The sequence below is a fragment of the Pseudovibrio japonicus genome, assembly GCF_014651595.1.
Lineage (GTDB): Bacteria > Pseudomonadota > Alphaproteobacteria > Rhizobiales > Stappiaceae > Pseudovibrio > Pseudovibrio japonicus.
On the sequence record NZ_BMXE01000011.1, the window covers coordinates 72,372 to 94,960 of the forward strand.

The following is a 22,589-nucleotide window of genomic DNA, read 5'->3' on the forward strand; positions in this document are numbered from 1 at the left end:
ATGACTGCGATTGCGCCAGCGGTTCTTGTAGCTGGTTCTGCTAGCGGTTCGCTTGGGCAATAGGCTTCACAGTCCAGTTGACATCAACGAGCTCTGTGTTCGTCCTCAGAAGTACTTTCAAGATAGTAATGTGCCATATAATGCTGCAACTTCTCCAGTTGAGCTCCGACCGGAAGGTCTGGAACGCATTCATATTTTTCCAGCACTCGAATGTGAATAACACCTGGCTTTGGAACGCCACTGTGTTTTGGCAACAGCGCACCGCTACCGAAAATGCAGATCGGCAGAATAGACCGCTCCAAGCGACGGGCAATGGCCACAGCTCCAGGCTTGAAAGGGCCGAGGTTCGCACCTGGCACACGGGTGCCTTCGGCGAAGAGGGCGAGCGACAGTCGTGGGTCCGAGGAACGATAGGCGTCGATAAGATGGGACAGCGTGCGGCTTCCTTTTGATCGATCAATCAAAAGAATGCCCGCACACTGAAATGCCCGTTTAAAGAATGGCAATCGCGACAGCTCGACTTTTGCACCAAATGTAATCCACTTCTGAGGTGGCAGAACAGACATGAGAGCAGGGACATCAAGATGACTCTTATGGTTCATAACGATAAGGCTCCCCTCGTCCGTGGCCAGTCGCCCGAGGCTGGTTTCATCGATATCGACCCTAATGTCCAAACTCCACAGAGCAAGTCTCATCAATCGACACATCATCCGCCAATACCAACCTCGAAATCCCTTTCTGTGGCCACAGATCTGAGGGGCAAGTGCAACGAATAGGAAGAGCAGTGGGCCATATAAAACAAGAGCAACGCGTTTAAGAAAAAAAATTACAAGGCTTTTGGGGGGCACTGTTGCCGCATTCGGTATTTCGGCCTTGCAGGTACTCATTCTCAATCCCCCTTTGTTGGACTGTCGCAAATCATCAATACAAAAATTCTAAGGAGAACGGGCTATACTCAACTATAAGTAACAATTTAAGATATCTGCTACTTAAGATGGTTACTTCGAAAGTGCGACACTTGCGCCCAACCCAATAAACGTGGTCCCTGTGAAACGGGCCATCCAGTTTCTTAGTTTTTTGCTCATCGGGCGGTTGCGCAAATTGGTAGCCAAAACGGCATAAGCTCCATGAATGATTAAAACTAGGCCAATTATCGTCGCAAACATAATGGAAAATTGGGATGTAATTGGCGCATTTAGATCCAAAAATTGCGGAAATACCGCTGTCAAAAATAGAATAGATTTTGGATTACTAGCGGAAACCAGAAATGCCTGAAAAGCCAGCACATATGAAGCTGGAACAGAGTTCTCACAGGTAAAGTGTTCAATGGATAAAGCAGTCTGCTGTGAAAAGGATGAGCGTATTATTTTAAACCCCATCCAAGCGAGATAACTGCCTCCAACCAGCTTCATAATCGTGAAAGCGATCGGGGTCATTTGTATCATTGTGCCTACCCCGATAGCAGCGAGAAGCGCCACACAAAAAAGGCATACCAGATTACCGACGATCGTAAAAAGAGCGCCTTTAGCTCCGAACTTTAATGTGTTCACTATGACAATTAGGACATTTGGACCTGGAGATATTGACGCCACGGTTATGGTCAAAGCAAATAGTGCCCAAGTTTCAAATGTCATGTCTCGCCCCCAATATCTTCGGAATCACCCCCGTAAAGTGGCATTATTTAGTAGGAACTACTTAATTGAAAGGACCAATCCAGGGAGCTCGGTTTCTAAAAAATAGGGACCAAGATATGTCTAGTCCTGATAGTTCGGCCACAAACCGGGCGTCGCCAGTTCAAGCACATTGCCAAACGGGTCATTGAAGAACAGGCTCACGCCCCCTTGCGGCCAGCACACCTCACTAGTTACCGGCACATTTTTGTCCTCAAAGTACTCCCGCCAATCAATGAGTGCACTTCTGGAAATAGCGAACGCAAAGTGAGAAGGTCCTTCTGTACTGTGCCCCGGCACCAATCCATACGGGCTGTGCACATCATCCCGGCACGCCCCCCGTTTAAACACAAGCAACATCTGGCGCGGGCCTGCAATGTACCCATGCATGCGCTCGCCTTCCACAACCCTTTCCAGCCCTAAGATATCGCCGTAAAAGTGATGTGCCACATCAAAATCATCAACGTAAACAGCCGTTTCCACAATTCCATTGATAAGCGGAGCACCCATTCCTAACCTCCCTTCAGGCTAGTATGGCAAACCGAACCACCACGCAGCCAGGAACAAAAATGTAAAGAAGCCAACAACGTCCGTAATGGTGGTTACAAAGACTGAAGAAGCGATAGCGGGATCCGCTCCAATTTTCTCTAAGCCCATGGGAACCAGCAAACCAAACAGACCGGCGCAGATCGAGTTAATCAGAACTGCGCTGCCGATAACCACCCCAAGTTCTGGGTTAAGGAACCATCCCCCTGCGATCGCGCCAATCAGAATTCCAAGCCCCACACCATTGATCATTCCCACCAGCAACTCACGTCGCAGAACCCGCAAAATATTACGTCTGTTCAGTTCCTGAGTAGCAATCGCGCGCACCGTGACAGCCATCGTCTGCGTCCCGGAGTTCCCGCCCATGGACGCCACAATCGGCATCAACACAGCCAGAGCCACCATGCGCTCAATGGTGCTGGAAAATAGCGAAATCACGAAGGCAGAAAAAATGGCGGTAAACACATTCACCGATAGCCAGGACATACGCGACTTGGCAATCTCCAGCACACTGTCAGAGATTTCCTCATCACCCACACCAGCCATTGCCAGCATGTCTTCTTCAGCCTCTTCCTGAATGACGTCAACAATATCATCAACGGTCACAATACCGACCAAGCGCTCAGACGCGTCAGTCACAGCAACCGAAACCAGATTGTAACGTTCAAACAGGCGCGCCACGTCTTCCTTGTCATCCGTCACAACAACAGAATGCCGGCTCTCCTCCATGATCTTGGAGATTTTTTGGGAACGCTTCGCTCGCAGCAACCGATCCAGCGCCACAGCACCCTGCAAACGAAAGCTCGGATCGACCACGTAAATCTCGTAGAAGCTGTCGGGAAGATCCTCGGAGCTGCGCAAATGGTCAATCACCTGCCCTACCGTCCAGAACGGCGGCACAGCAATGAAATCGGTCTGAACAAGACGCCCGGCAGAATCTTCGGGGAACTCAAGTGCGCGCTTAATATTGACCTGATCCACATTGGGCAGCTGAGCAAGGATCTTCTCCTGCTCTTCCTGCTCCATGTCCTCAAGCAGATAAACCGCATCATCGGATTCAAGCTCGCCAATCCCCTCCGCAACATCCCCATCCGGCAATGCATCCAGAACCTGCGCACGCACAGTTTCTTCGGTTTCGGTCAAAGCGGCAAAATCAAACTCTTCACCAAGAAGCTGGATCAGAACGACACGATCATCCTCGCGCAGCATCTCCAACAGGTCACCCATGTCCGCTTCATGCAGATTGCCCGCCAGCCCACACGCAGCAGCCCCGTCGCGCACTTCAACCGCAGTTTCAACACGCGCAACAAAATCGGCATCAAGGTGTCCGCTTGCATCTCGAACATTCGGTGGAGGGGGCGCAGTGTGAAGCGCACCGGGATTTTCCGATTGGGTCACGAGACCTCCACTAGGCTGAGTCAAATGCTTGACGTGAGCATCGTCCTTCGAGATTGCTGAAAATTGACAGGCCCAAGGTACCAGGGTCCCTGTACACAGGTTTGTGTTTATAGCGAGCTTCGCAGACCGTGCAATCCTTTTACGGAGAATTCACGATTTCCATTTGAACGCATAAAACCCGGAAAAAACGCAATTCAGCGCAAAGAATTACATTTCAACGCAAAACCAACAATTCTCATGCGAGCAGCAAGGCTGTGGGTTTTTTACTCGAAGAAAAACAGAGGGTTAGAAAGCAAAAAACCCCGGCTCAATAAAGAGCTCGGGGCTTTTGGTGCGGCCGAGAAGACTCGAACTTCCACGGGTGTTACCCCACAGCGACCTCAACGCTGCGCGTCTACCAATTCCGCCACGGCCGCAAAACCTTGGCTTGCCTCCGGAGTGTCTGGCTTGTTTGCCTCGCCCCGTCGGCCGGTGAGCGGTGATATAGCCAACCCCTCGAACCTGCGCAAGTGCCTTTTTCGAAAATTCACAGCGCAGAACAAAAAAATCGAAAAAACCTCTTTTGAACGGGCACTTATCCACTGCACGCGATATTTCAGATGCGATCTTCCATGTTTACAGGCCGCATATCCACAGCACGCTGCAAAACCTTTGTGATGACAATACCAACTTTATCGCCAACCACCGTCACCTGCCCTTCAGCCACCGGTGTATTGTTTGCCATAATCTTCACATCATCAGCTTCGTGGGTGTCCAGCTCAATCACCGCCCCACGCCCCATGCGCAACAATTGATGCACCGGCATTTCAGATTTTCCCAGCACCACCGAAATATCGACGGAGATATCATCAAACCTGTTCATCTCTGCCCTCCTCTCTTCGCGGGAATAAATTGCACCTCCCCCTACTCTGTGAGTTGGTGCCCTGTTATTTTTAGTGTAGACGCTTACATCTCATTAGGGCAAACCAACTAACCGAAATCCGCAGATCATTTTGGGATAACAACATGGCAGATCGTCAAACCCTCAAAACAGACTTCTTACCCTTGGAAGGTTCTCCGCCTGTTGAGTGGGTCATAGACGACGAACCCATCCCCTATGAGGTTGCGCAAAAGGAAATGGAAGAGCGCGTCGCCGCCATCGCTACTGGCGAAGCTGCCGAACGCGTCTGGCTTTTAGAGCATCCCCCACTTTATACAGCAGGCACAAGTGCAGATCCCGCTGACCTGATCGCGAAAGATCGGTTCCCCGTGTATGAAACAGGCCGCGGAGGGCAGTATACATATCACGGTCCGGGACAACGTGTTGCTTATGTTATGCTCGATTTGAAGCGGCGCCAGCAAGACGTCCGTGCGTTTGTAGCAGCCCTTGAACAGTGGCTCATCGACACCCTATGGCAACACCACGTACGCGGTGAACGACGGGAAGATCGTGTCGGTGTTTGGGTTCAGCGTCCGGAAAAAGGCGAAGGTGTAGAAGACAAGATCGCAGCCATCGGAATCCGCCTGCGCAAGTGGGTAACCTTCCACGGCATCTCATTGAACGTGGACCCGGACCTTGAGCACTTCACTGGAATTGTCCCCTGCGGCGTGCAAAAGCATGGCGTCACCAGCTTCGTTGATCTGGGCCTGCCACTGACCATGCCTGAGGTTGATATCATTTTGCGTCAGCAGTTCGAAGAGATCTTCGGCGCCACAGTTTCCGTGGACTCGTCCACGTTGGCGCAAACAGGCCACAGCGAATAACTAGTACTCGATGCGGAACGCCCCCTTCTCCTCGGGGACGTCTTCCAACAGTCTGATCGAGTCAACTTCTGCACAGGCTGGCCCTTGTTGGGCCGCCATCAACAATGCATCGACCTTTTCCGGTTCACCGGTAACAACCGCTTCCACAGACCCGTCGGCATTGTTCTTACACCAACCGGAAACACCCAGCATTCCGGCCTTCTTATAAAGCCACGCACGATAGCCAACACCCTGCACCAATCCGGTGATGGAAAAGTGTGTGGTTTTCATCGGTCTCTCCCGGTGCATTTTGGCCCCGCAAACAAAGCTCTTTATCTCAGCCGATGACCTTTGCATACGCCCAGGTCCAGCTGCAGCCTTAGATTGCAAGCCTACTAAGAAACATCAATTCCCATATCTAATAGGTAGACCTTTAGAAGAGACTTTATGAATTTTCTCAAATCCCGCCTGACTGCTCTTTCTTTCTCGGCAATCACCGCATCTCCACCAGCTCGGGCCATTTCAAAATGCAAATTTGGAAGCCAGTTCAAGGAGGTAACCGAAACAGCTAACTATGAAAAAGGCACCACTTATTTCTGGCACAACGCAATGAAAAAGCCCGGCATCTTTGGCCGGGCTTTGTAATTAGCTCTGCTTGCGCTCTACATGCACACTGTAAAGTGAGGCGCCTATAATCAGCGCAGCCCCAAGCCACAAGTTGCCCGGAGGCACCCAGGCAAAGACAAGAAACCCGCACAACACATTGAGCGGCAGCTTGAGGTGATCAAACGGCTGAAGGTAAGCCGCATCGACCTTCTCATAGGCCATCGCCAGCGAGCCCTGCGCAATGGCGCCCAAAAGCCCCGCAAGAATAAGCAGCCACCACATGTTCATGCCCACAGGCATAACAAGGCCACCCGGTGCCAACAAAGCGAGCACCAGATTAACAGGCGTCAGTAGCAGAAGCAGATAAAGCGTAACCGACTGTGGACTCTCCGTTTCTTCCAGCTTCTTCATGCACAAAATGGAGCTACCCCACAACAGGGCCGCGATAATTGGCAGGAAGGCAACCAGCTGGAAAGCATCGTCCCATGGGCTCAGGATAATCATGCCACCAACAAAGCCGACAGCTGTCGCCATCCAGCGCTGGCTACTCGCCTTTTCACCCAGAAAGAACGCCGCACCAATGGTTACGAAGAACGGCGAAGTCATCAACAGCGCAATCGCCTGCCAGATCGGCACACCATTCGCGAGACCCGCCACCCAGAACTGAACGCCCAGCGCAGCCAAAAAGACGCGGAACACATGCAGTGCCAGCTGCTCTGTACGTAAACCGCCAACGCCAATCCGCCAGATTACCGGCAGCATGGCAATCAACGAGATGAGATATTGCCAGAAGGTCGCGCTCGTGGAGCTAAGCCCCTGCACCATTGTCAGATACTGCATGGCAGAGTTGGTCACAGCAAACGCTGCACCGGCAAACACCATCCAGCTTGCACCAATTACGGCTGCAGACGCGCGGGTAGAGCTACGTGATACACTCATGCACGCACCTCTAAGTCATTATTCAAAAACAGATTATTCATAAAATTCTTTCTGATCCAAAGGACGGAAAACCGCCAAGTTTCATTGAATCAGGACGCGCAGGCAAAAAAGGCTCCGCAGAACACTCCCCACCCACATTCTCTTTCATCCGGACTATAACCGTCGGTTCCGGGATCACACCGGATCTGCTGACCCTTCCCTTGCAAAGAAGGCGCTCGCGGACTTGTGGCTCTAAGGCCCATCACCACCGGTAGGGAATTTCACCCCGCCCTGAGAATTAGCTCCCACAATCGGGAGACTTGTTTTCTAACAGATTCTCAGAAAATTGCGAGCTGTCTTTCAGTCTAACTGAAAACCCACTTATCAACAGGGTGCCAGCTGGGCGTTGCCACGAAACTATGGAGTAGATCACCGCCCAGCGCTTCAGATCTTATAGCCCTACCGCAAGTCCCATTGACGTAATTCGTCGCGGTAGGTCTCAGGAAAGTCCCAGTGCTCCGCCGCCGCCAGCACACCCTCCCACGCTTTTGCATGGGGTTTGCCTATGCGGGCAGTCCGGCTCACATAGATAATGGCAGACTTATTCTGCCTGCCACTGCGAACCGGAAGAAAGACCTTATCCACCCCTTTGCGAAACAGCGCCTCAGCCCCGTCAACCACAGCAACCTCGCCGATCCGACAATCCCACAGCACACCATGCACACGCTTCCCTGGCGCTTTCACCATGGAAGGCACACCCTCAGAGGTCACGATAAATCGGTATCCATCCATAGAGGCCGGCCCAAGCGCTTTGGCGCTTGGACACCGGCTTGTCATGATTGTTGGGTTCATCAAGCGGCCATAAGAAAAGTAAATTGGCATCAGTTCAACTCACTACAAGGAAAATCAGGCAACCAGACTGTCAGCAAGGTGTTCACCAAGCTCTTCACGCGAGCCAACCACGGTATCAGTGCCACATTCGGCAAACTCTTCTTCAGAGCCATAGCCCCAAAGCACACCGATCGACCGGACACCGTTTTTCTTCGCAGCAATAATGTCGTGCTTGCGATCCCCGATCATGATGCACTGCGAGGCATCCAGCTTTTCCTGTTCAAGCAGATAAGCCAGTAGGTCCACTTTATTGCTACGGGTCATATCGAGCTCGCAGCCATAGGTTTTCTCGAAGAAGTCATCCATCTCAAAATGGGCAACGATCTTCTCCGCATACACCCATGCCTTCGAGGTGCACACAAACAAGCGGTCCCCACGATCCTTTGCCGCCTGCAAGACCTCAATGATCCCGTCATAGCGCTCGTTCTCATAAAGTCCTACAGTGGTAAAGCGCTCACGATAAAGGCGGATTCCCTCATAAATCAGCGCTTCATCTTCTGTGTTCAGAAGCTGGCGATACGTTTCTGTGAGTGGAGGCCCGATAACAAAGGCGAGTTCTTCAGCCGGAGGAACATCGCGGCCAAGCTTTTCAAGTGCATGCTGAACACTTGTTACAATGCCGACAAAAGGGTCAGTCAGCGTTCCATCAAGATCAAAAAGCAGAGTGCGCAAAGCCAAATCCTCACCTCAGGAATTGGCTTCGCGCCAACTCCTTATTCAAATTCCATGATAATGGCATCAACGGCCAGACTGTCACCCGGAGCAGCCTTGATAGCGCTTATCACACAATCGCGCTCGGCCCGAAGCACATTTTCCATTTTCATGGCTTCAACAACCGCCAGCTGCTCCCCAGCCTTCACTTCCTGCCCCTCTTCCACATTAAGAGAAACAACAAGACCCGGCATCGGGCAAAGCAACAAGCTGGATGTATCTGGAGCAACCTTCTCAGGCATCAACGCAGCAAGTTCAGCATTGCGCGGCGTCATCACCTTGGCAACGACCGAATACCCCTGCCAGTCCAGTTGGTAGCCATTCTCGATAGGACGCACCTGCACACTCACAGGCCTCTCTGCCACATGACCTTTCCACAGCATGTCACCGGGAACCCAGTCAGAGGCAATCCGAGCGTGCAGGCCACCGTCAACGCAAACATCAATATCAAGCGGAGTAACTGCCATGCCCTCAATTAGTTCCGCATCCAGTTTCTCACCATTGATCAGAACACCCCATTCACGGCGCACACCACCATGATGCGGACGCAGACGACCCGGCAAATGGTCAAGACGCTCACGCTCAATCAGATGCATGGAAAGCGCAACCGACGCCAGCACATTACGCGCTTCTTCATCTGGAGTAGCTGGCTCAAAACCGTCAGGATATTCGTCGTCAATAAAGCTGGTCGACAATTGGCCGGACCGCCAGCGCGGGTGCTTCATCAGCGAGGCAAGGAACGGCACGTTGTGCTGGATGCCATCCACCTGAAATTCATCCAGTGCTGTGCTCATGCCTTCAATCGCTTCTGCACGGGTCGGCGCATAAGTCACCAGCTTGGCGATCATCGGGTCGTAGAACATGGAGATCTCGGAACCTTCCACCACGCCAGTGTCGTTACGCACAACGAAACCACCGTGATCACCTTCAACAGGCGGGCGGTAGCGTGTCAGACGACCAATGGATGGCAGGAAGTTGCGGTATGGATCTTCTGCGTAAATGCGGCTCTCAACAGACCATCCATTCAGCTTGACCTCATCCTGCTTGATGGAAAGCTCTTCCCCCGCAGCAACACGGATCATCTGCTCAACAAGATCAACACCGGTGATCAGCTCTGTAACCGGATGCTCCACCTGCAGGCGGGTGTTCATTTCAAGGAAGTAGAAACTCTTGTCCTGCCCCGCCACAAACTCAACTGTACCAGCACTGTCGTAATCCACTGCCTTGGCAAGAGCTACAGCCTGCTCTCCCATCTTGCGCCGCGTTTCCTCATCCAGCAATGGGGATGGAGCTTCTTCAATCACCTTCTGGTTACGGCGCTGAATAGAACACTCGCGCTCGCCCAGATAGATTGCATTACCGTGTTTATCACCCATCACCTGAATTTCGATATGGCGCGGGTTCTCAATAAACTTCTCGATGAAGATGCGGTCATCACCGAAAGAGCTGATTGCTTCGGATTTTGCACGTTCAAAGCCATCCATGGCTTCTTCGTCGTTCCAAGCGATGCGCATACCTTTACCGCCACCGCCAGCGGAGGCCTTGATCATCACCGGATAACCAATCTGGGAAGCGATGCGCTTGGCATCCTCAGGGCTCTCAATCAGCCCCATATAGCCTGGAACCGTAGAAACTTCGGCTTCAGATGCAAAGCGTTTGGAGGTGATCTTGTCTCCCATCACCTCGATCGCTTTTGGATTAGGGCCGATAAAGACAATGCCTTCCTGCTTCAGGCGCTCACAGAACTCTGCGCGCTCGGAAAGGAACCCATAGCCCGGATGCACAGCTTCTGCACCAGTCTGCTTGCACGCTTCGATAATCTTGTCGATCACAAGGTATGATTTTGCTGCAGCCGGCTCCCCAATGTGAACGGCCTCATCAGCCATCTCCACATGAAGCGCATCGAGGTCCGCATCGGAGTAAACAGCAACCGTTTTGATCCCCATCGATCTCGCCGTTTTTATTACACGGCAAGCGATTTCACCACGGTTTGCGATCAGAATCTTTGAAAACATGCGCCCATCCCACATACACACCTTCTTTATTTACAGTGCAGGGTTGTAGGCACCTGGCCGCGCTTCCGCAACCTCACAATAGGGCGAAGAAACATGCACTTTCCTCAACGTAACAGATATCATCCAATTCTGGAATAAGGTCTCTTTATCACGCGCACGCAGGGCATTTTCCAATCAAGTGCATTGTGTTTCGCCGCGACCTCTGGCAACACAGTTTAAACCATCAAAGAATTCCTCAGGAGCGAAACAATGAATGAAAACAAGATATTTTTGGAAGGCTTATCATTCTTTGCATTCCACGGCCTGCATGAAGAAGAAGCCAAATTGGGTCAACGCTTTATCATCGACCTGACCTGCTGGGCAGATTTTGAAAAGGCAACCACCTCTGACAACTACGAAGACACCATCTGCTACGGCACACTGGCAAAAACTGTAGAGGATGTTGTGACAAACTCGCGTTTCAACCTTTTGGAGCGTCTGGCCGGTGCCATCTGCGAGGCGGTCTTTGCCATGGACCAGCGAATCTCCAAAATCAACGTGAAAGTTAATAAGCCATCTGCGCCAGTGCCGGTACATACTGGTGGTTTTGGTGTGGAAGTGACACGTGCAAGACCTACCAACACCCGTTAATTCACCCGAATATAATTTAGAACCAGCTAACCAAAGCTTTTCATGTTACTCGCCCTGATCCGCGATCGCCTTCTAAACTTATGAAACAGCGGCTTTAAGGCCAAAACTTTCATCTGCTTTGTAAGGCAACGGACCCGATGCGGAATGCTCCTACCACGATAATTGTTGGCAGCCTCATTTCACTCCTGTGGGTAGCCTCGGCCAACGCGCAGGGGCGCCCCGATGCCAGAACCATGACCTGCGAACAGGCCAAACAGCTCGTCGCCGACCTTGGTGGTGTTGTGATTACCACTGGTCAGCGCACCTATCAGCGTTTTGTTAAAGATAGAAGGTATTGCGAGCGCAGCGAGGTTCTCCGCCGCGAGTGGACACAAACCCTGGACGACCGTGCCTGCCAAGTCGGATACCGCTGCGCACCTCACACACAGCGGAACTAGCAGACACAGAGGCGACCATGCGGATTTCAACCTTACTCATTATTGCCAGCACGCTGGCCTTTGCAACACCAGCTGCCGCGCAGGGCCGTCCAGACACCCGACAAATGACATGCGACCAAGCCCGCTTAACCGTTCAGCGTGCTGGCGGCATTGTCTTAAGCACCGGCCCACGCACCTACGATCGCTTTGTGAGCGGGCTCCGGTACTGCGCTTCCTTTGAGCGCCTGAGGAGCCGGTGGGTTCCGACCAGCGATGTGCCGCAGTGTTTCATAGGCTACTCCTGCGCGGCCCCTCGCAACAGCGGGGATAGGTTCTTCTTCGACTAGGGACCTTGTTGGGCCTGCATGGGCATGTTTGTGCAGGCCATCCTGCGCGCCTCCAGAACAAGCTCGTTCACACCAGCTCTACCAGAGCATGGTTGCACACACCATTTTGCACCACCATCATGCAAAATTGTGCGCTCTGTCACAGACATGCAAGTAATCCCCAAGAGCAACAAGACACGAAACCGTTACCACCTAAACTTTCAGGTTGTGAAAAGATAATTTTGTGCTCCAAAACACATCTTACTCAATTTTTTCCAGTAAACATACAATCATCAACGAACAACAACACACATAAATCGTAGAAACAAAATAATAAGACACAGATTAACTTGCTATAACAAAACAATAACTACGAGAACAAAAGATATAAGACGGCAGGGAGCTGCCTTGTATCAGTCTAAATTGCAAAGACATGCCGTAAAAAATAACGATGACCGGCAATACCCCATCAGGAAGACTACTCCATCTGGTCTTCCGCTCTGAAAAACGACGAACACTGAAAGTAAAACCAATGAAAAAGATCGCTCTGACCCTATCCGTCCTCGGCCTCGTATCCGCTGCTTCCATGGCTCAGGCCGCACTGGTAAACACCGCTGACCTGACCTCCTCCCAAGCCAAAGCACTCGTGCAGGACAAAGGTGCAATCGTACTGTCTACCGCCCCAGGCCTCTATGATCGCTATGTAGCAAACGCCTCCTTCTGTGCCCCGGACGAAGATACACAACGCGCTTATGTGGTGACCAAGGACTCCAACCATTCCCTCATCGGCTACACCTGTGTCGTAGACAACAACGAGCGCTAATACCTAACCCGCCCCAAGTTAGAAGCACTCCCCCATCATCAACAGTATTGGAGGGACTGGCTTACTCCAGTCCCTTCCCGAAAAAACTGACACATACTCTACAAAATTTGAAAGCAAGACCAATGAAGAAGATCGCTCTGACCCTATCCGTCCTCGGCCTCGTATCCGCTGCTTCCATGGCTCAGGCCGCTCTGGTGAACACTGGCGACCTGACCACCTCCCAGGCAAAGGCGCTCGTGCAGGACAAAGGCGCAATCGTACTGTCCACCGCCCCAGGCATTTATGATCGCTATGTTGCAAACGCATCTTTCTGTGCCCCGCATGAAGACACACAGCGCGCCTACGTCGTGACCAAGGATTCCAACAGCTCCCTCATCGGTTACACCTGCGTAGTAGACAACGACGAACGCTAATATCTAAGGCACCCCAGGTTAGAACCAACCCCATCACTACACTTAAAAAGAGAAAGGCTGTTACCCCCAGCCTTTCCCGCAAAAACTCATAAAGAATACAAAATCGAAAGCTAAAACAATGAAAAAGATCGCTCTGACCCTATCCGTTCTCGGCCTAGTATCCGCAGCTTCTGTTGCTCAGGCCGCAAACGTTCCTCTCATCAGCACTGCAGACCTCTCCGGCTCTCAGGTCAAAACGCTGGTACAGAACAAAGGTGCTGTTGTTCTGCAAACAGGTTCAGGTCTGTATGACCGCTACGTTGCAAACGCATCTTTCTGTGGCCCGCAGGAAAGAACCCAGCGCGCCTACGTCGTAACCAAGGACTCCAACCACTCCCTCATCGGCTACACCTGCGTGGTGCATGATGACGAAAACTAAGATCTAACGCGCGAAACAGCTGCGTAGCCCAGACAAGCTGCCCAGCTTCCGGACCAGCACACCTACAAAAACAAGAAGTGCGAGTATGCTGCGTGACAGCATTTGAACGCAGCAAACTCGAAAACACTCCCATAGACAAAACCCCGACCTTGTGTGCAAGGCCGGGGTTTCTTTTTGTTTAGCGTAGATAAGCGTCTGTTATTAGAGCGGAATGTTATCGTGCTTGCGCCAAGGCATCTGCTGGTTCTTAGTCCGCAGCATGGCAAGAGCCCGCGAAATACGCATACGCGTGGACTGAGGCATGATCACCTCATCAATATAGCCCCGCTCCGCAGCCACGAACGGGTTTGCAAACCGATCTTCATAATCAGTGGTCCGCTCCGCGATCTTTTCAGGGTCGTCCAGTTCATTGCGATAGAGGATTTCAACCGCCCCTTTTGCACCCATCACAGCAATCTCAGCCGATGGCCATGCATAGTTCACATCACCACGAATGTGCTTGGAGCTCATCACGTCATATGCACCGCCATAGGCTTTGCGGGTGATCACAGTGATTTTGGGAACAGTCGCCTCCCCATAAGCGAACAGCAGCTTGGCACCATGTTTGATCAACCCGCCATATTCCTGCGCAGTCCCCGGCAAGAAGCCCGGAACATCCACGAAAGTAACCAGCGGAATGTTGAAGCAGTCACAGAAACGAACGAACCTCGCTGCTTTGCGGCTCGCATCACTGTCCAGCACACCAGCCAGCACCATTGGCTGGTTCCCAACAATACCAACCGTACGTCCTTCAATGCGGCCAAAGCCGGTAATAATGTTTCCGGCAAAGCTCTCCTGAATCTCAAAGAAGTCCCGCTCATCAACGGTCTTTAAAATGAGTTCACGCATGTCGTAAGGCTTATTGGGATTATCCGGGATAAGGCTATCCAGACTTTCATCCAAACGGGACGGATCATCATAGACCGACAACTCTGGCAAAGGCGCCTGATTGTTCATCGGCAAATAATCCACCAAACGGCGGATCTGCAACAGTGCTTCCACATCGTTGTCAAACGCACCGTCTGCGATAGATGATTTCGTGGTGTGAATGCTCGCGCCGCCCAGCTCTTCAGCCGTCACGGTCTCGTTGGTCACGGTCTTCACAACATCAGGACCAGTCACGAACATGTAGGAGGTATCACGCACCATGAAGATGAAATCTGTCATGGCTGGCGAATAAACGTCACCACCAGCACATGGCCCCATAATCACGGAGATCTGCGGGATAACGCCGGACGCCTGAATATTGCGCCAGAAAACCTCGCCATACCCACCAAGCGCTGCCACACCCTCTTGAATACGGGCACCACCCGCATCGAAAATACCAATGATCGGCGCACGGTTCTGCAGCGCCATATCCTGGATCTTCATAATCTTCTCTGCGTGGGTCTCAGACAGCGAGCCACCAAACACGGTAAAGTCTTTTGAGAACAGATAAACCGTACGACCGTTGATCGTACCCCAGCCAGCGACCACGCCGTCTCCTGGAAAGTGGGTCTTCTCCATGCCGAACTCAGTACAGCGATGCTGCTTAAACATATCGAATTCTTCGAAGGATCCTTCGTCTAGCAGAATTTCGATGCGCTCTCGTGCTGTGAGTTTCCCACGTTTGTGCTGCGCATCAATGCGGCGCTGTCCCCCACCAAGCTGCGCTTCATCACGTCTTTTTTCTAATTCAGCTAGAACTTCCTTCATAAGATATCTCAGCTCCCAATCTATCTGAGTTATCTCCTAGCACGCCCCTACGCAAAAAAACTAGTAAGCCGTTGGATTGAGAAGTTTCTTGCAGTGCAACGAAAATCCACATCCCCCCGGCACCCCATAACCCTTGAAAATCAAGCATTCCGGGGTGCAGCTGCTATCAAACTCAGTCTGCCTCATCCGCACTGCCGGCATTCAGCAATCCATACTTTTCTTCACCAATGCTCTCAAGAAGCTCCAGTTGAGTCTCGAGGTAATCACAGTGCCCCTCTTCATCAGCCAGCAGGGCATCAAACAGAGCCATTGTTACGAAATCCCCTTTCTGCTCACAGAACACACGAGATTCGCTGTAATACTCAATGGCTTCACGCTCTCCAGCCAGATCCGCCTCCAGTACTTCCTTCACTGTGGAGCCAACACGTAGCGGCGCGATCTGTTGCAGATTGGGATGCCCTTCAAGAAACACAACCCTCTCGACCAACCGGTCCGCATGGTGCATTTCCTCAATGGATTCAGCCCGCTCCTTCTTAGCAAGTTTGGTATACCCCCAATCCTCAAGAAGCCGGAAATGCACCCAGTACTGATTGACTGCTCCGAGTTCCATAGAAATGGCTTTGTTCAAACGCTCAATGATACCATCTTTTGCTTTCATAAGACTTCAGTGCGAGCACTGCTCCTTTGGGAACGATGTTAAAATACAACTCGTTACGACCAAAACGCATACGAGGGGCTACCATATATACATAGTTCACCCGCCCTCGCCGCCAACCCAATTCCTTGATTGTTCCTAATGAATTGCTAGCCTGAAACAAACAACTTTAGCGCAAAAAAAGAGCCGCCTCTGAAGGGCGGCTCTCTCAAATCAAAAATAGAAAATTGGCAGCTTTATTCGCCGGTGTTGGCCGGGTTGGCATTGAGCGCGCCATAGTTCTGCTCGCCAATTTTAGCAAGAAGCTCAAGCTGGGTTTCAAGGAAGTCAATGTGACCCTCTTCATCCGCCAGCAGATCATCAAAAAGCTTCATCGTGACGTAGTCACCTTCATCATTACAGATCTCACGGCTTTTTGCATAAGCCGCACGTGCTTCACGCTCACCAGCCAGATCCGCTTCCAGAACCTCTTGCAGGTTGGTGCCAATCTTCAGGGGTGCAACCGTCTGCAGGTTCGGGTGGCCGCCGAGGAAGAGAATACGCTCGATCAGCTTGTCAGCATGTCCCATCTCTTCAATGGATTCCTCACGCTCTTTTTGCGCCAGTTTGCCAAAACCCCAGTCATCCAGCAGGCGGTAGTGCAGCCAGTACTGGTTGACAGCTCCAAGCTCCAGTTTCAGAGCCTCATTAAGCCGCTCAATTACTTTTTCATTGTGTTTCATCAGCGGAAATTCCCTAGTTTTTATGATTGTGGCCGCATCTGGCGATATATTCGTTTTAAACGGAATGATTGATATCAACCGCGCTGCAGCATCCACAGTTGAACAGATTCGATAGTACCACGGCAAATAAATTCAACTTGCACACATACTACAAACCTTTGATTTCTTTCTATGATATCCTCAGAAGCTCTCAAAAAGAAAAAGCGCAGCCATCGGCCACGCTTCTCAGATAATCCCAAAAGAGTGAGTGCTCTTAGGTTTCTTCTGGCGCTCCTATCAGAATAAGAGCTGCTGCGTTGAACTCGTCATTCTTGAAACGACGAATACGGGCAGCTTCTTCATCCTGTCCCCACTGCTCAATGTTCCAGTCTTCATCAACATGAGCCGCAGACCAGACCGTCTCTGCATCAAAGGCCTTTTCAGCCAACGCCAACGCAAGCACTGCAGAACCGCAGACAGAGGTCACCGTATGGATCGCAGCAAGCTCCAGCGCATCATACTTGTCCAGCTGTGCCCTGTAGGCCGACGTCACTGCCTCATCCTGAGCAACATGCATGATGCCCTCAACCAGCTTGAAGCGACCGCCAAGCAGTTCTTCCGCCCAGTCCAGAACCGGATCCCACTGCTGTTTCTGTCGCATCACCAGCTCTGCGGGAGAATCGGCACGGTAACAAAGGTGATCATTCCCTGCATATCGGGTGATCTCGTCCGCAACATCCGCGAACTTCTCTTCAACTGCATCAATTGCAGAATGGGCAATACGCGTCAGTGGCATGGTGCCCGGATTAATCTCTTCTTCCTGCAGCTCCCACTCGGCAGCCACAGCTTCCGCAATCACTTCACCCTTAAACACCAATGAGTTTCGCGCAGGCGTTTTGATAGAGCGACCATCCAACAGAACAGCGTAAGCACCATCCTTCAATTCAACACTGACACGTTCATAGAAGCGTTTCGGCAGGTTCACTTTGGTATGTTCACGTGCAGCCTGAACAGCATCAACAGGCCCCTTTGCAATGTCATCTGCAATCTGCTCAAAAATGTCACGCATTATGCGACTTCCTTATTCCAATTGAAGTGCTCGCTCAGCACTGGAATGAGTTCATGAAACTGATCGATAACATAGGTAGCCCCAGCGGTCTTCACGTCCTCGGCGCTGTGATAACCCCATGTGACCCCGACAGATTTTACGCCTGCATTCGCAGCCATCTGCATATCGAAGGTCGTATCACCAATCATAATTGTATTTTCTAAGTGCGCGCCGGTCTCGCTCATCGCCTGGAAAATCATGCCAGGGTTGGGCTTGGAAGGCGCCACATCCGCAGTCTGCATGGTGGTAAAAACACCTTCCAGCTCGTGCAAACCAATCAGATGCTTCATACCACGGGAATGCTTGCCCGTCGCAATACCAAGCAGCACATCATCACGGGCAGACAGCTCCCGCAGAGCCTCCAAAGCCCCTTCATAGAGCGGATCGTACTCACGCCCCTTTGCACGCATTTCCCAGATAACCTGCTGGTACCCCTTGATCATATTCCCGATCAGCTCAGGGTCGTTGCGACCCAACAAATGCTCAAAGGCCACATGCAAGGTCAGGCCAACTGTAGAAAGAACCTCATCGCGCGATGGCACAGGCAGACCGACAGAGCGATAAGCCGCCGTAAAACCGATCATAATATTGTCTTGGCTATCCGCGAGCGTACCGTCGCAGTCAAACACAATGAGATACATAGAAGTCAGCCCATTTTTCTAGTTTTTATTCGGGTTCATTTATGTCCGGATCATATTCCTTAACATCCATTCCGAGCAGGTTCCATGTCTGCTGCATGTGCGGTGGCAATGGCGCGGAAACGTCAATCACACCGTTGCCTGATGGGTGCGGAATAACAATCCGGCGCGCCAGCAAGTGCAGCTTGTTCTGGATACCGCCTGGCAATTCCCAGTTCTGGATATTGAAATATTTTGGATCACCAATAATCGGATGCCCAATGTGTGCGGAATGCGCACGAAGCTGATGCGTACGACCTGTCACCGGCTTCAGCGATACCCATGCCAGCTTCTGGCCGGATTGCTCAACCACATTGTAAAGGCTGACTGCGTGCTGCGCCTCATCATCCCCGTGACGGGCAACGCGCATACGCTCTTCGCCTTCGTCCCGTGCCAGATAGGTGGAGATGCGACCCTGACGCGGCTTCGGCACACCTGCAACCATCGCCCAATAGATCTTGCGCGTGTTGCGATGACGAAACGCCTTGGTCAGCTCCTGAGCTGCCCGGCGGGTTTTCGCAACCAGCAAAATACCGGAGGTCTCGCGGTCCAGACGGTGCACCAGACGCGGCTTGTCACCCTTCTGGTTGGTGAAGGCATCGAGCATGCCATCCACGTGACGCTTCAAGCCAGAACCGCCCTGCACGGCAAGGCCGGCTGGCTTGTTCAGCACCATCACATGCGCATCTTCAAACAGCATCATCTGCTCGATGGCTTCCCGGTCGCTGTCAACAAGCTTGCGCGGACGAGGCTTGGCGTTCTTGCGGTCATCAGCTGCAAGTTCGACGCCAAGAGGAGGAATGCGGATCTCTTGCCCTGCTTCCAGCCGGGTCGAGCTTTCAGCACGTTTTCCGTTCACACGAACCTGTTTTGTACGCAGCAATTTCTGCAAGCGGCCAAAGCCAAGTTCAGGGAAGTTTTCTTTAAACCAGCGGTCAAGACGCATGCCTGCATCATCTGCATCAACGCGGCGCATCTCGATCTTGACGGGGCTGCCACCATTGTTTTGCGGGGCTGCTTTTTTCTGGGAGCCACTCATGGGTGAAGGTCCTGACTTTTAACGCGGCGGCAGCACGAAGGGTGCGCCAGCCGTTCCTATTAAATCCGTTGGCGCTCATTTGGCAGCTGGAGCCACAACATGCAAGCCTTTCACACAGATTCCGCAGGTAAAAACGCAAAAGCACCAAGTTTCCTCGCGTTTTTGCGAGCATCCCGCAAGATCAGGCGAGCACCTGTCGTGTGATGTAAAGGCCTGCAAAGAGCGCCGAGACTGAAAGTACGAGCGACACCAGCACATAAGCTGCGGTCGCAATCGGCTCACCGCGCTCCCACAAAACGGCAACATCCAGCGAGAACGTCGAGAACGTGGTAAAGCCGCCAAGGAAACCAGTCGCAATCAGGTATCGCAGTTCAGAAGAGGCATTCAGGCGCTGCGAGAGGACTTCAACAAAGACCCCCATCAGCAAGGAACCCAGAACATTTACGGTGACAGTGCCCCACGGAAAAGAAGGGCCCAGAAGACGAAGTCCGGCCAGTGAAACCAGATGCCGGCAAATTGCTCCGGCCCCACCGCCAAGTGCAATTAGGATGAGATGTTTCATGCTCTCTCCCTATCGGATTTTAAATAGCATGTCTCGTAGAAAGTGCGCTCTAGCTAAGATCCCTTAGAGAACACTTTATGGACTGACTCACGGCAGGCCCGCACCAACTCCTGATCTTCAAGATGTGCCTCCTCTTCATCCAAAATATCAAGGAAGATATCCCGAAGCTTCCGATCCTTCTCAGGTAAAACAGGTCGTTCTGCATCGTAACATTCCTGATATACATCCCGAAGCAACCGCACCAGCCGCTCCGCTGCGTTCAGGCGCCCCCACAAATAATCATGCTCGCGCCACCCACGGTTAAAGAACGCACCGAACATCTGCAGTTGGGCACCTTTCAGGTCGACCCCGCCCGGACAAAGCAGTTGGGCATCTTTCGGACTGATCCGGCCTACCTCAATCTTGCGAAGCTCAAATGCGTCAAGCGCCTGCTGAACCGGGAACATGCTCGTATCAAAAAACGGAAACCCTATATACGCTTCCAAGATACCTTGAGCGGCCTCCAGATCCCCCAGTTTCCCAACGCCGTCAAGCACAAGCGAATCTGTCAGTTTATCAAGGTCAGAAAGCCCCATCCGATAGCGGAGCAGACCAAGGATATTGCATACTGCTTCCCGATGTGGCGGCGCCTCTCTTAAGAGTGAGGCAAACTGCATGGTTTCGCTACCATAAAACTCTTGCGCCCATCGGTTCTGTAGATTGGTGATCTGCGCATAAAGCTCACGTTTAAACACATCCAGATGCCGGGCAAACTCAACTGCGTCTGCAATTTCATCGTGATGATAGAACTTGTTGATCTGCTCAATCAGGAAACGCAACTGGCGAATGCGATAGTCTACGTCCAATGCCTTCAGCTCATGAAGAATCTGCGTTTGATCCCTCTGAGCTCCCCCCTCCTCTTCTCTCGCGAAGGTCAATGCCTTCACCACCAACTCTTCCACGTTCGCCCAAGACGAAAGTGCAATCTCCTCTCCCTTTTCCACGCAGCCCACATTCTGCTTTTCATAAAGACGAGAAGTCAATGAAACCACGCGATGTGCAAGATGCCCTAAACGCAGCTGCAGATAGCCTGCATTAGCAAACCCACATTGCTCCATCGCAGAAAGCTCTGCACCCTGACGGACACTGAAGAAGTCACCCTCGGTTTGCGGCAGTTTGCGATGCTTTTTCAGGAGCACCTGCACCTCCCGCTGCACCATGGGCAGAGCTGCCTCCGCAACCTCCTGAATGCGCCGCACCTTCATATTAATCCGCTCGATCTCCTGCAATTCATCCCCGATGGGCTCATTGCGCGGAATATGGGCAAGGGAGGCAAAAATGCTCTTGAAGAAGCCCGGCGGTTCCCGCTCTGCGGGCACATCCCCATGCGAAAACGGAAGTGGATCCAGATACAATAAGCGCCTCACCACCTCCTGAGAGGCAGGCCGCTGTGAGATGGAACCTATGAGTGGCTGAAAAGGCTTATTCATCACCAACGAGCCATCAATAAAGATGCGTTCCCCTTCCGCCTCACAGTTTGTATGCAAAACATTGGTCAAGAACGCCTCGCGCCCATTCCACGCCAGCCCTTGCTGCTCAAGAACCCCATCCATCTCCGCCGCACTCATAGGCGGAAAGGCGCCAGGAAAGCTCGACGTAGCTCTGGCAGCAAACACAAGATCCGGAATGAATTCAGCACTCATCTGACTTTGCAGACCGCTGGATAGATCATTGACTGCATCAAACTTCACAATACGCCGGTGATCCAGCTCTTCGATGAACTCCGGATCATGCAGAGCAATACGGCGTAGCACACCGTGAAAGTCCGTAAGCGTCACGAAGAGCTCCAGCTCCTGTCCAACGGGGAGCAACGTTTCACCGCGATCATATTCATCCATCGCCCGGCAAGCATCAATCAGCCAGCCTGAATACCGCTCTCCAGAAAAAGGCGGCGTAAACCACCGTGAGCTGATGAAATCTCGCAGCTTGGTGCGCGTCTCCTGATTATGAGGAACTTCCGCCCCCAGGTACCCAAGCATTTTATCCAAAACAGGCGCAAGCACCCGCTTGGCCTGTTTGCTGACGCCTGAGTTTTCGTTGGCCAGCTCTTCAACATCGGCAAGCGACAACCACAAATCACTATGATGCTTGAGCGGCAAATCATGGGCCAGCGCCCGCGCCAGCATAATCGCATTCACGCCTCCGGCAGAGGCACCGGAGATCGCATCGATCACAACACGCAGGTCCAGTTCCGGACCAAAGCTTTCAAGAAGTTCAAAGTAGGATTTGGCAGAGCCTTCAAGCGTAATATCACTCTCACCATTTTGGCGAATTTGATAGAGAACATGGGAGGCACGCTGAAGATTGAGCAGTTCGCGAGTAACGCCGTGCATGTAAATAGCAAGCGAAACGCCGCCATACAGCACCAGTCCCAATCTCAGTTCTAGCTGCCTCATTTCACACACCTAGCTTTATCTGTTGCCAGTGTGCGAACAAGGCTGCCTGATTGCAACCAGCAAACCCAAACAAAGTTACACAGAGTTTGTATCTGGACGCGAAAATGGAGGCAGGCTCTCAAAACAGTGTCACAAGAAACCTAAGCACAGTGTGCGAGCAAAACGTCAGCCAAGC

General features: G+C 52.0%; 27 protein-coding genes, 1 tRNA gene and 1 riboswitch. Of the genes, 8 read left to right on the top strand and 20 right to left on the bottom strand.

The window, feature by feature from the left end; all coding sequences use genetic code 11:
- Positions 1-83 precede the first annotated feature (83 nt).
- The 6 genes from IE076_RS21275 to IE076_RS21300 all read right to left on the bottom strand — a co-directional run bounded on the left by IE076_RS21275 (position 84) and on the right by IE076_RS21300 (position 4,476).
- Complete coding sequence (locus IE076_RS21275; protein ID WP_189438815.1) at positions 84-695, bottom strand: lysophospholipid acyltransferase family protein; 612 nt, start codon at positions 693-695, stop codon at positions 84-86.
- A gap of 303 nt (positions 696-998) precedes the next feature.
- Positions 999-1,634 (bottom strand): LysE family translocator, encoded by a 636-nt coding sequence (locus IE076_RS21280; RefSeq protein WP_189438816.1) that lies wholly within the window; start codon positions 1,632-1,634, stop codon positions 999-1,001.
- A 120-nt stretch (positions 1,635-1,754) separates the two neighbouring features.
- Complete coding sequence (locus IE076_RS21285) at positions 1,755-2,180, bottom strand: VOC family protein (protein WP_189438817.1); 426 nt, start codon at positions 2,178-2,180, stop codon at positions 1,755-1,757.
- Positions 2,181-2,198: 18 nt separating this feature from the next.
- Positions 2,199-3,614 (bottom strand): magnesium transporter, encoded by a 1,416-nt coding sequence (gene mgtE / locus IE076_RS21290; protein WP_189438818.1) that lies wholly within the window; start codon positions 3,612-3,614, stop codon positions 2,199-2,201.
- Positions 3,615-3,943: 329 nt separating this feature from the next.
- Positions 3,944-4,030, bottom strand: a tRNA-Leu gene (locus IE076_RS21295).
- Between the two features lie 179 nt (positions 4,031-4,209).
- Complete coding sequence (locus IE076_RS21300; RefSeq protein WP_189438819.1) at positions 4,210-4,476, bottom strand: FliM/FliN family flagellar motor switch protein; 267 nt, start codon at positions 4,474-4,476, stop codon at positions 4,210-4,212.
- A 143-nt stretch (positions 4,477-4,619) separates the two neighbouring features.
- On the opposite strand from IE076_RS21300, the gene lipB reads away from it, so the two are divergent.
- Positions 4,620-5,357 carry a lipoyl(octanoyl) transferase LipB gene (lipB, locus tag IE076_RS21305; RefSeq protein WP_189438820.1) on the top strand — a complete coding sequence of 246 codons (738 nt, stop codon included), beginning with the start codon at positions 4,620-4,622 and terminating at the stop codon, positions 5,355-5,357.
- Here the strand turns inward: lipB and IE076_RS21310 are convergent, their stop codons facing one another.
- Positions 5,358-5,627, bottom strand: coding sequence for an acylphosphatase (locus IE076_RS21310; protein WP_189438821.1), 270 nt, complete (start codon positions 5,625-5,627; stop codon positions 5,358-5,360).
- Positions 5,628-5,783: 156 nt separating this feature from the next.
- Here IE076_RS21310 and IE076_RS21315 point away from each other — a divergent pair, with 156 nt between their 5' ends.
- On the top strand, positions 5,784-5,981 hold the full coding sequence (locus tag IE076_RS21315; RefSeq protein WP_189438822.1) for a hypothetical protein: 198 nt from the start codon (positions 5,784-5,786) through the stop codon (positions 5,979-5,981).
- Here IE076_RS21315 and IE076_RS21320 read toward each other — a convergent pair whose 3' ends face one another.
- From IE076_RS21320 to accC, 4 genes are all read right to left on the bottom strand, one after another.
- A complete protein-coding gene (locus IE076_RS21320) occupies positions 5,982-6,881 on the bottom strand; it encodes a DMT family transporter (RefSeq protein WP_189438823.1) in 900 nt (299 codons plus the stop codon).
- Positions 6,882-7,013: 132 nt separating this feature from the next.
- Positions 7,014-7,163: riboswitch (FMN riboswitch) on the bottom strand.
- 156 nt (positions 7,164-7,319) lie between these two features.
- Positions 7,320-7,742, bottom strand: a complete 423-nt coding sequence (locus IE076_RS21325) for a gamma-glutamylcyclotransferase family protein (RefSeq protein ID WP_189438824.1) — start codon at positions 7,740-7,742, stop codon at positions 7,320-7,322.
- A gap of 24 nt (positions 7,743-7,766) precedes the next feature.
- Positions 7,767-8,423, bottom strand: a complete 657-nt coding sequence (locus IE076_RS21330; protein ID WP_189438825.1) for an HAD hydrolase-like protein — start codon at positions 8,421-8,423, stop codon at positions 7,767-7,769.
- Between the two features lie 41 nt (positions 8,424-8,464).
- Positions 8,465-10,477 carry an acetyl-CoA carboxylase biotin carboxylase subunit gene (accC, locus tag IE076_RS21335; protein WP_189438826.1) on the bottom strand — a complete coding sequence of 671 codons (2,013 nt, stop codon included), beginning with the start codon at positions 10,475-10,477 and terminating at the stop codon, positions 8,465-8,467.
- A gap of 249 nt (positions 10,478-10,726) precedes the next feature.
- Between accC and folB the strand changes: the two genes are divergently transcribed.
- From folB to IE076_RS21350, 3 genes are all read left to right on the top strand, one after another.
- Complete coding sequence (gene folB / locus IE076_RS21340; protein WP_189438827.1) at positions 10,727-11,107, top strand: dihydroneopterin aldolase; 381 nt, start codon at positions 10,727-10,729, stop codon at positions 11,105-11,107.
- A 137-nt stretch (positions 11,108-11,244) separates the two neighbouring features.
- Entirely contained in the window at positions 11,245-11,544 is a 300-nt protein-coding gene (locus IE076_RS21345) for a hypothetical protein (protein ID WP_189438828.1), read from the top strand.
- A 17-nt stretch (positions 11,545-11,561) separates the two neighbouring features.
- Positions 11,562-11,870 (top strand): hypothetical protein, encoded by a 309-nt coding sequence (locus tag IE076_RS21350; protein WP_189438829.1) that lies wholly within the window; start codon positions 11,562-11,564, stop codon positions 11,868-11,870.
- Here IE076_RS21350 and IE076_RS22560 read toward each other — a convergent pair.
- Positions 11,867-12,019, bottom strand: coding sequence for a hypothetical protein (locus IE076_RS22560; protein ID WP_194539869.1), 153 nt, complete (start codon positions 12,017-12,019; stop codon positions 11,867-11,869). The two genes, IE076_RS21350 and IE076_RS22560, sit on opposite strands and share 4 nt — an antisense overlap.
- 362 nt (positions 12,020-12,381) lie before the next feature.
- Between IE076_RS22560 and IE076_RS21355 the strand changes: the two genes are divergently transcribed.
- From IE076_RS21355 to IE076_RS21365, 3 genes are all read left to right on the top strand, one after another.
- Positions 12,382-12,672, top strand: a complete 291-nt coding sequence (locus IE076_RS21355) for a hypothetical protein (protein ID WP_189438830.1) — start codon at positions 12,382-12,384, stop codon at positions 12,670-12,672.
- A gap of 122 nt (positions 12,673-12,794) precedes the next feature.
- Entirely contained in the window at positions 12,795-13,085 is a 291-nt protein-coding gene (locus IE076_RS21360; protein ID WP_189438831.1) for a hypothetical protein, read from the top strand.
- Positions 13,086-13,203: 118 nt separating this feature from the next.
- Positions 13,204-13,503 carry a hypothetical protein gene (locus IE076_RS21365; protein ID WP_189438832.1) on the top strand — a complete coding sequence of 100 codons (300 nt, stop codon included), beginning with the start codon at positions 13,204-13,206 and terminating at the stop codon, positions 13,501-13,503.
- Positions 13,504-13,704: 201 nt separating this feature from the next.
- Here IE076_RS21365 and IE076_RS21370 read toward each other — a convergent pair whose 3' ends face one another.
- The 8 genes from IE076_RS21370 to IE076_RS21405 form a co-directional block, all read right to left on the bottom strand.
- Positions 13,705-15,237: an acyl-CoA carboxylase subunit beta gene (locus IE076_RS21370; protein ID WP_189438833.1), complete on the bottom strand. Its 1,533-nt coding sequence runs from the start codon at positions 15,235-15,237 to the stop codon at positions 13,705-13,707.
- A 172-nt stretch (positions 15,238-15,409) separates the two neighbouring features.
- On the bottom strand, positions 15,410-15,895 hold the full coding sequence (bfr, locus tag IE076_RS21375; protein WP_189438834.1) for a bacterioferritin: 486 nt from the start codon (positions 15,893-15,895) through the stop codon (positions 15,410-15,412).
- A 233-nt stretch (positions 15,896-16,128) separates the two neighbouring features.
- Entirely contained in the window at positions 16,129-16,614 is a 486-nt protein-coding gene (bfr, locus tag IE076_RS21380) for a bacterioferritin (protein ID WP_189438835.1), read from the bottom strand.
- Between the two features lie 253 nt (positions 16,615-16,867).
- Positions 16,868-17,662: an ATP12 family chaperone protein gene (locus IE076_RS21385; RefSeq protein WP_189438836.1), complete on the bottom strand. Its 795-nt coding sequence runs from the start codon at positions 17,660-17,662 to the stop codon at positions 16,868-16,870.
- The gene (locus tag IE076_RS21390) at positions 17,662-18,342 is read right to left on the bottom strand and encodes an HAD-IA family hydrolase (RefSeq protein ID WP_189438837.1); all 681 of its coding nucleotides are present in this window, start codon (positions 18,340-18,342) and stop codon (positions 17,662-17,664) included. Before IE076_RS21390 ends, IE076_RS21385 begins: the two co-directional genes overlap by 1 nt.
- Before the next feature lie 25 nt (positions 18,343-18,367).
- Positions 18,368-19,417, bottom strand: a complete 1,050-nt coding sequence (locus IE076_RS21395; RefSeq protein WP_189438838.1) for an RluA family pseudouridine synthase — start codon at positions 19,415-19,417, stop codon at positions 18,368-18,370.
- A 181-nt stretch (positions 19,418-19,598) separates the two neighbouring features.
- Positions 19,599-19,979 carry a fluoride efflux transporter CrcB gene (gene crcB / locus IE076_RS21400; RefSeq protein ID WP_189438839.1) on the bottom strand — a complete coding sequence of 127 codons (381 nt, stop codon included), beginning with the start codon at positions 19,977-19,979 and terminating at the stop codon, positions 19,599-19,601.
- A gap of 53 nt (positions 19,980-20,032) precedes the next feature.
- Positions 20,033-22,414: a patatin-like protein gene (locus IE076_RS21405; RefSeq protein ID WP_189438840.1), complete on the bottom strand. Its 2,382-nt coding sequence runs from the start codon at positions 22,412-22,414 to the stop codon at positions 20,033-20,035.
- Positions 22,415-22,589 lie beyond the last annotated feature (175 nt).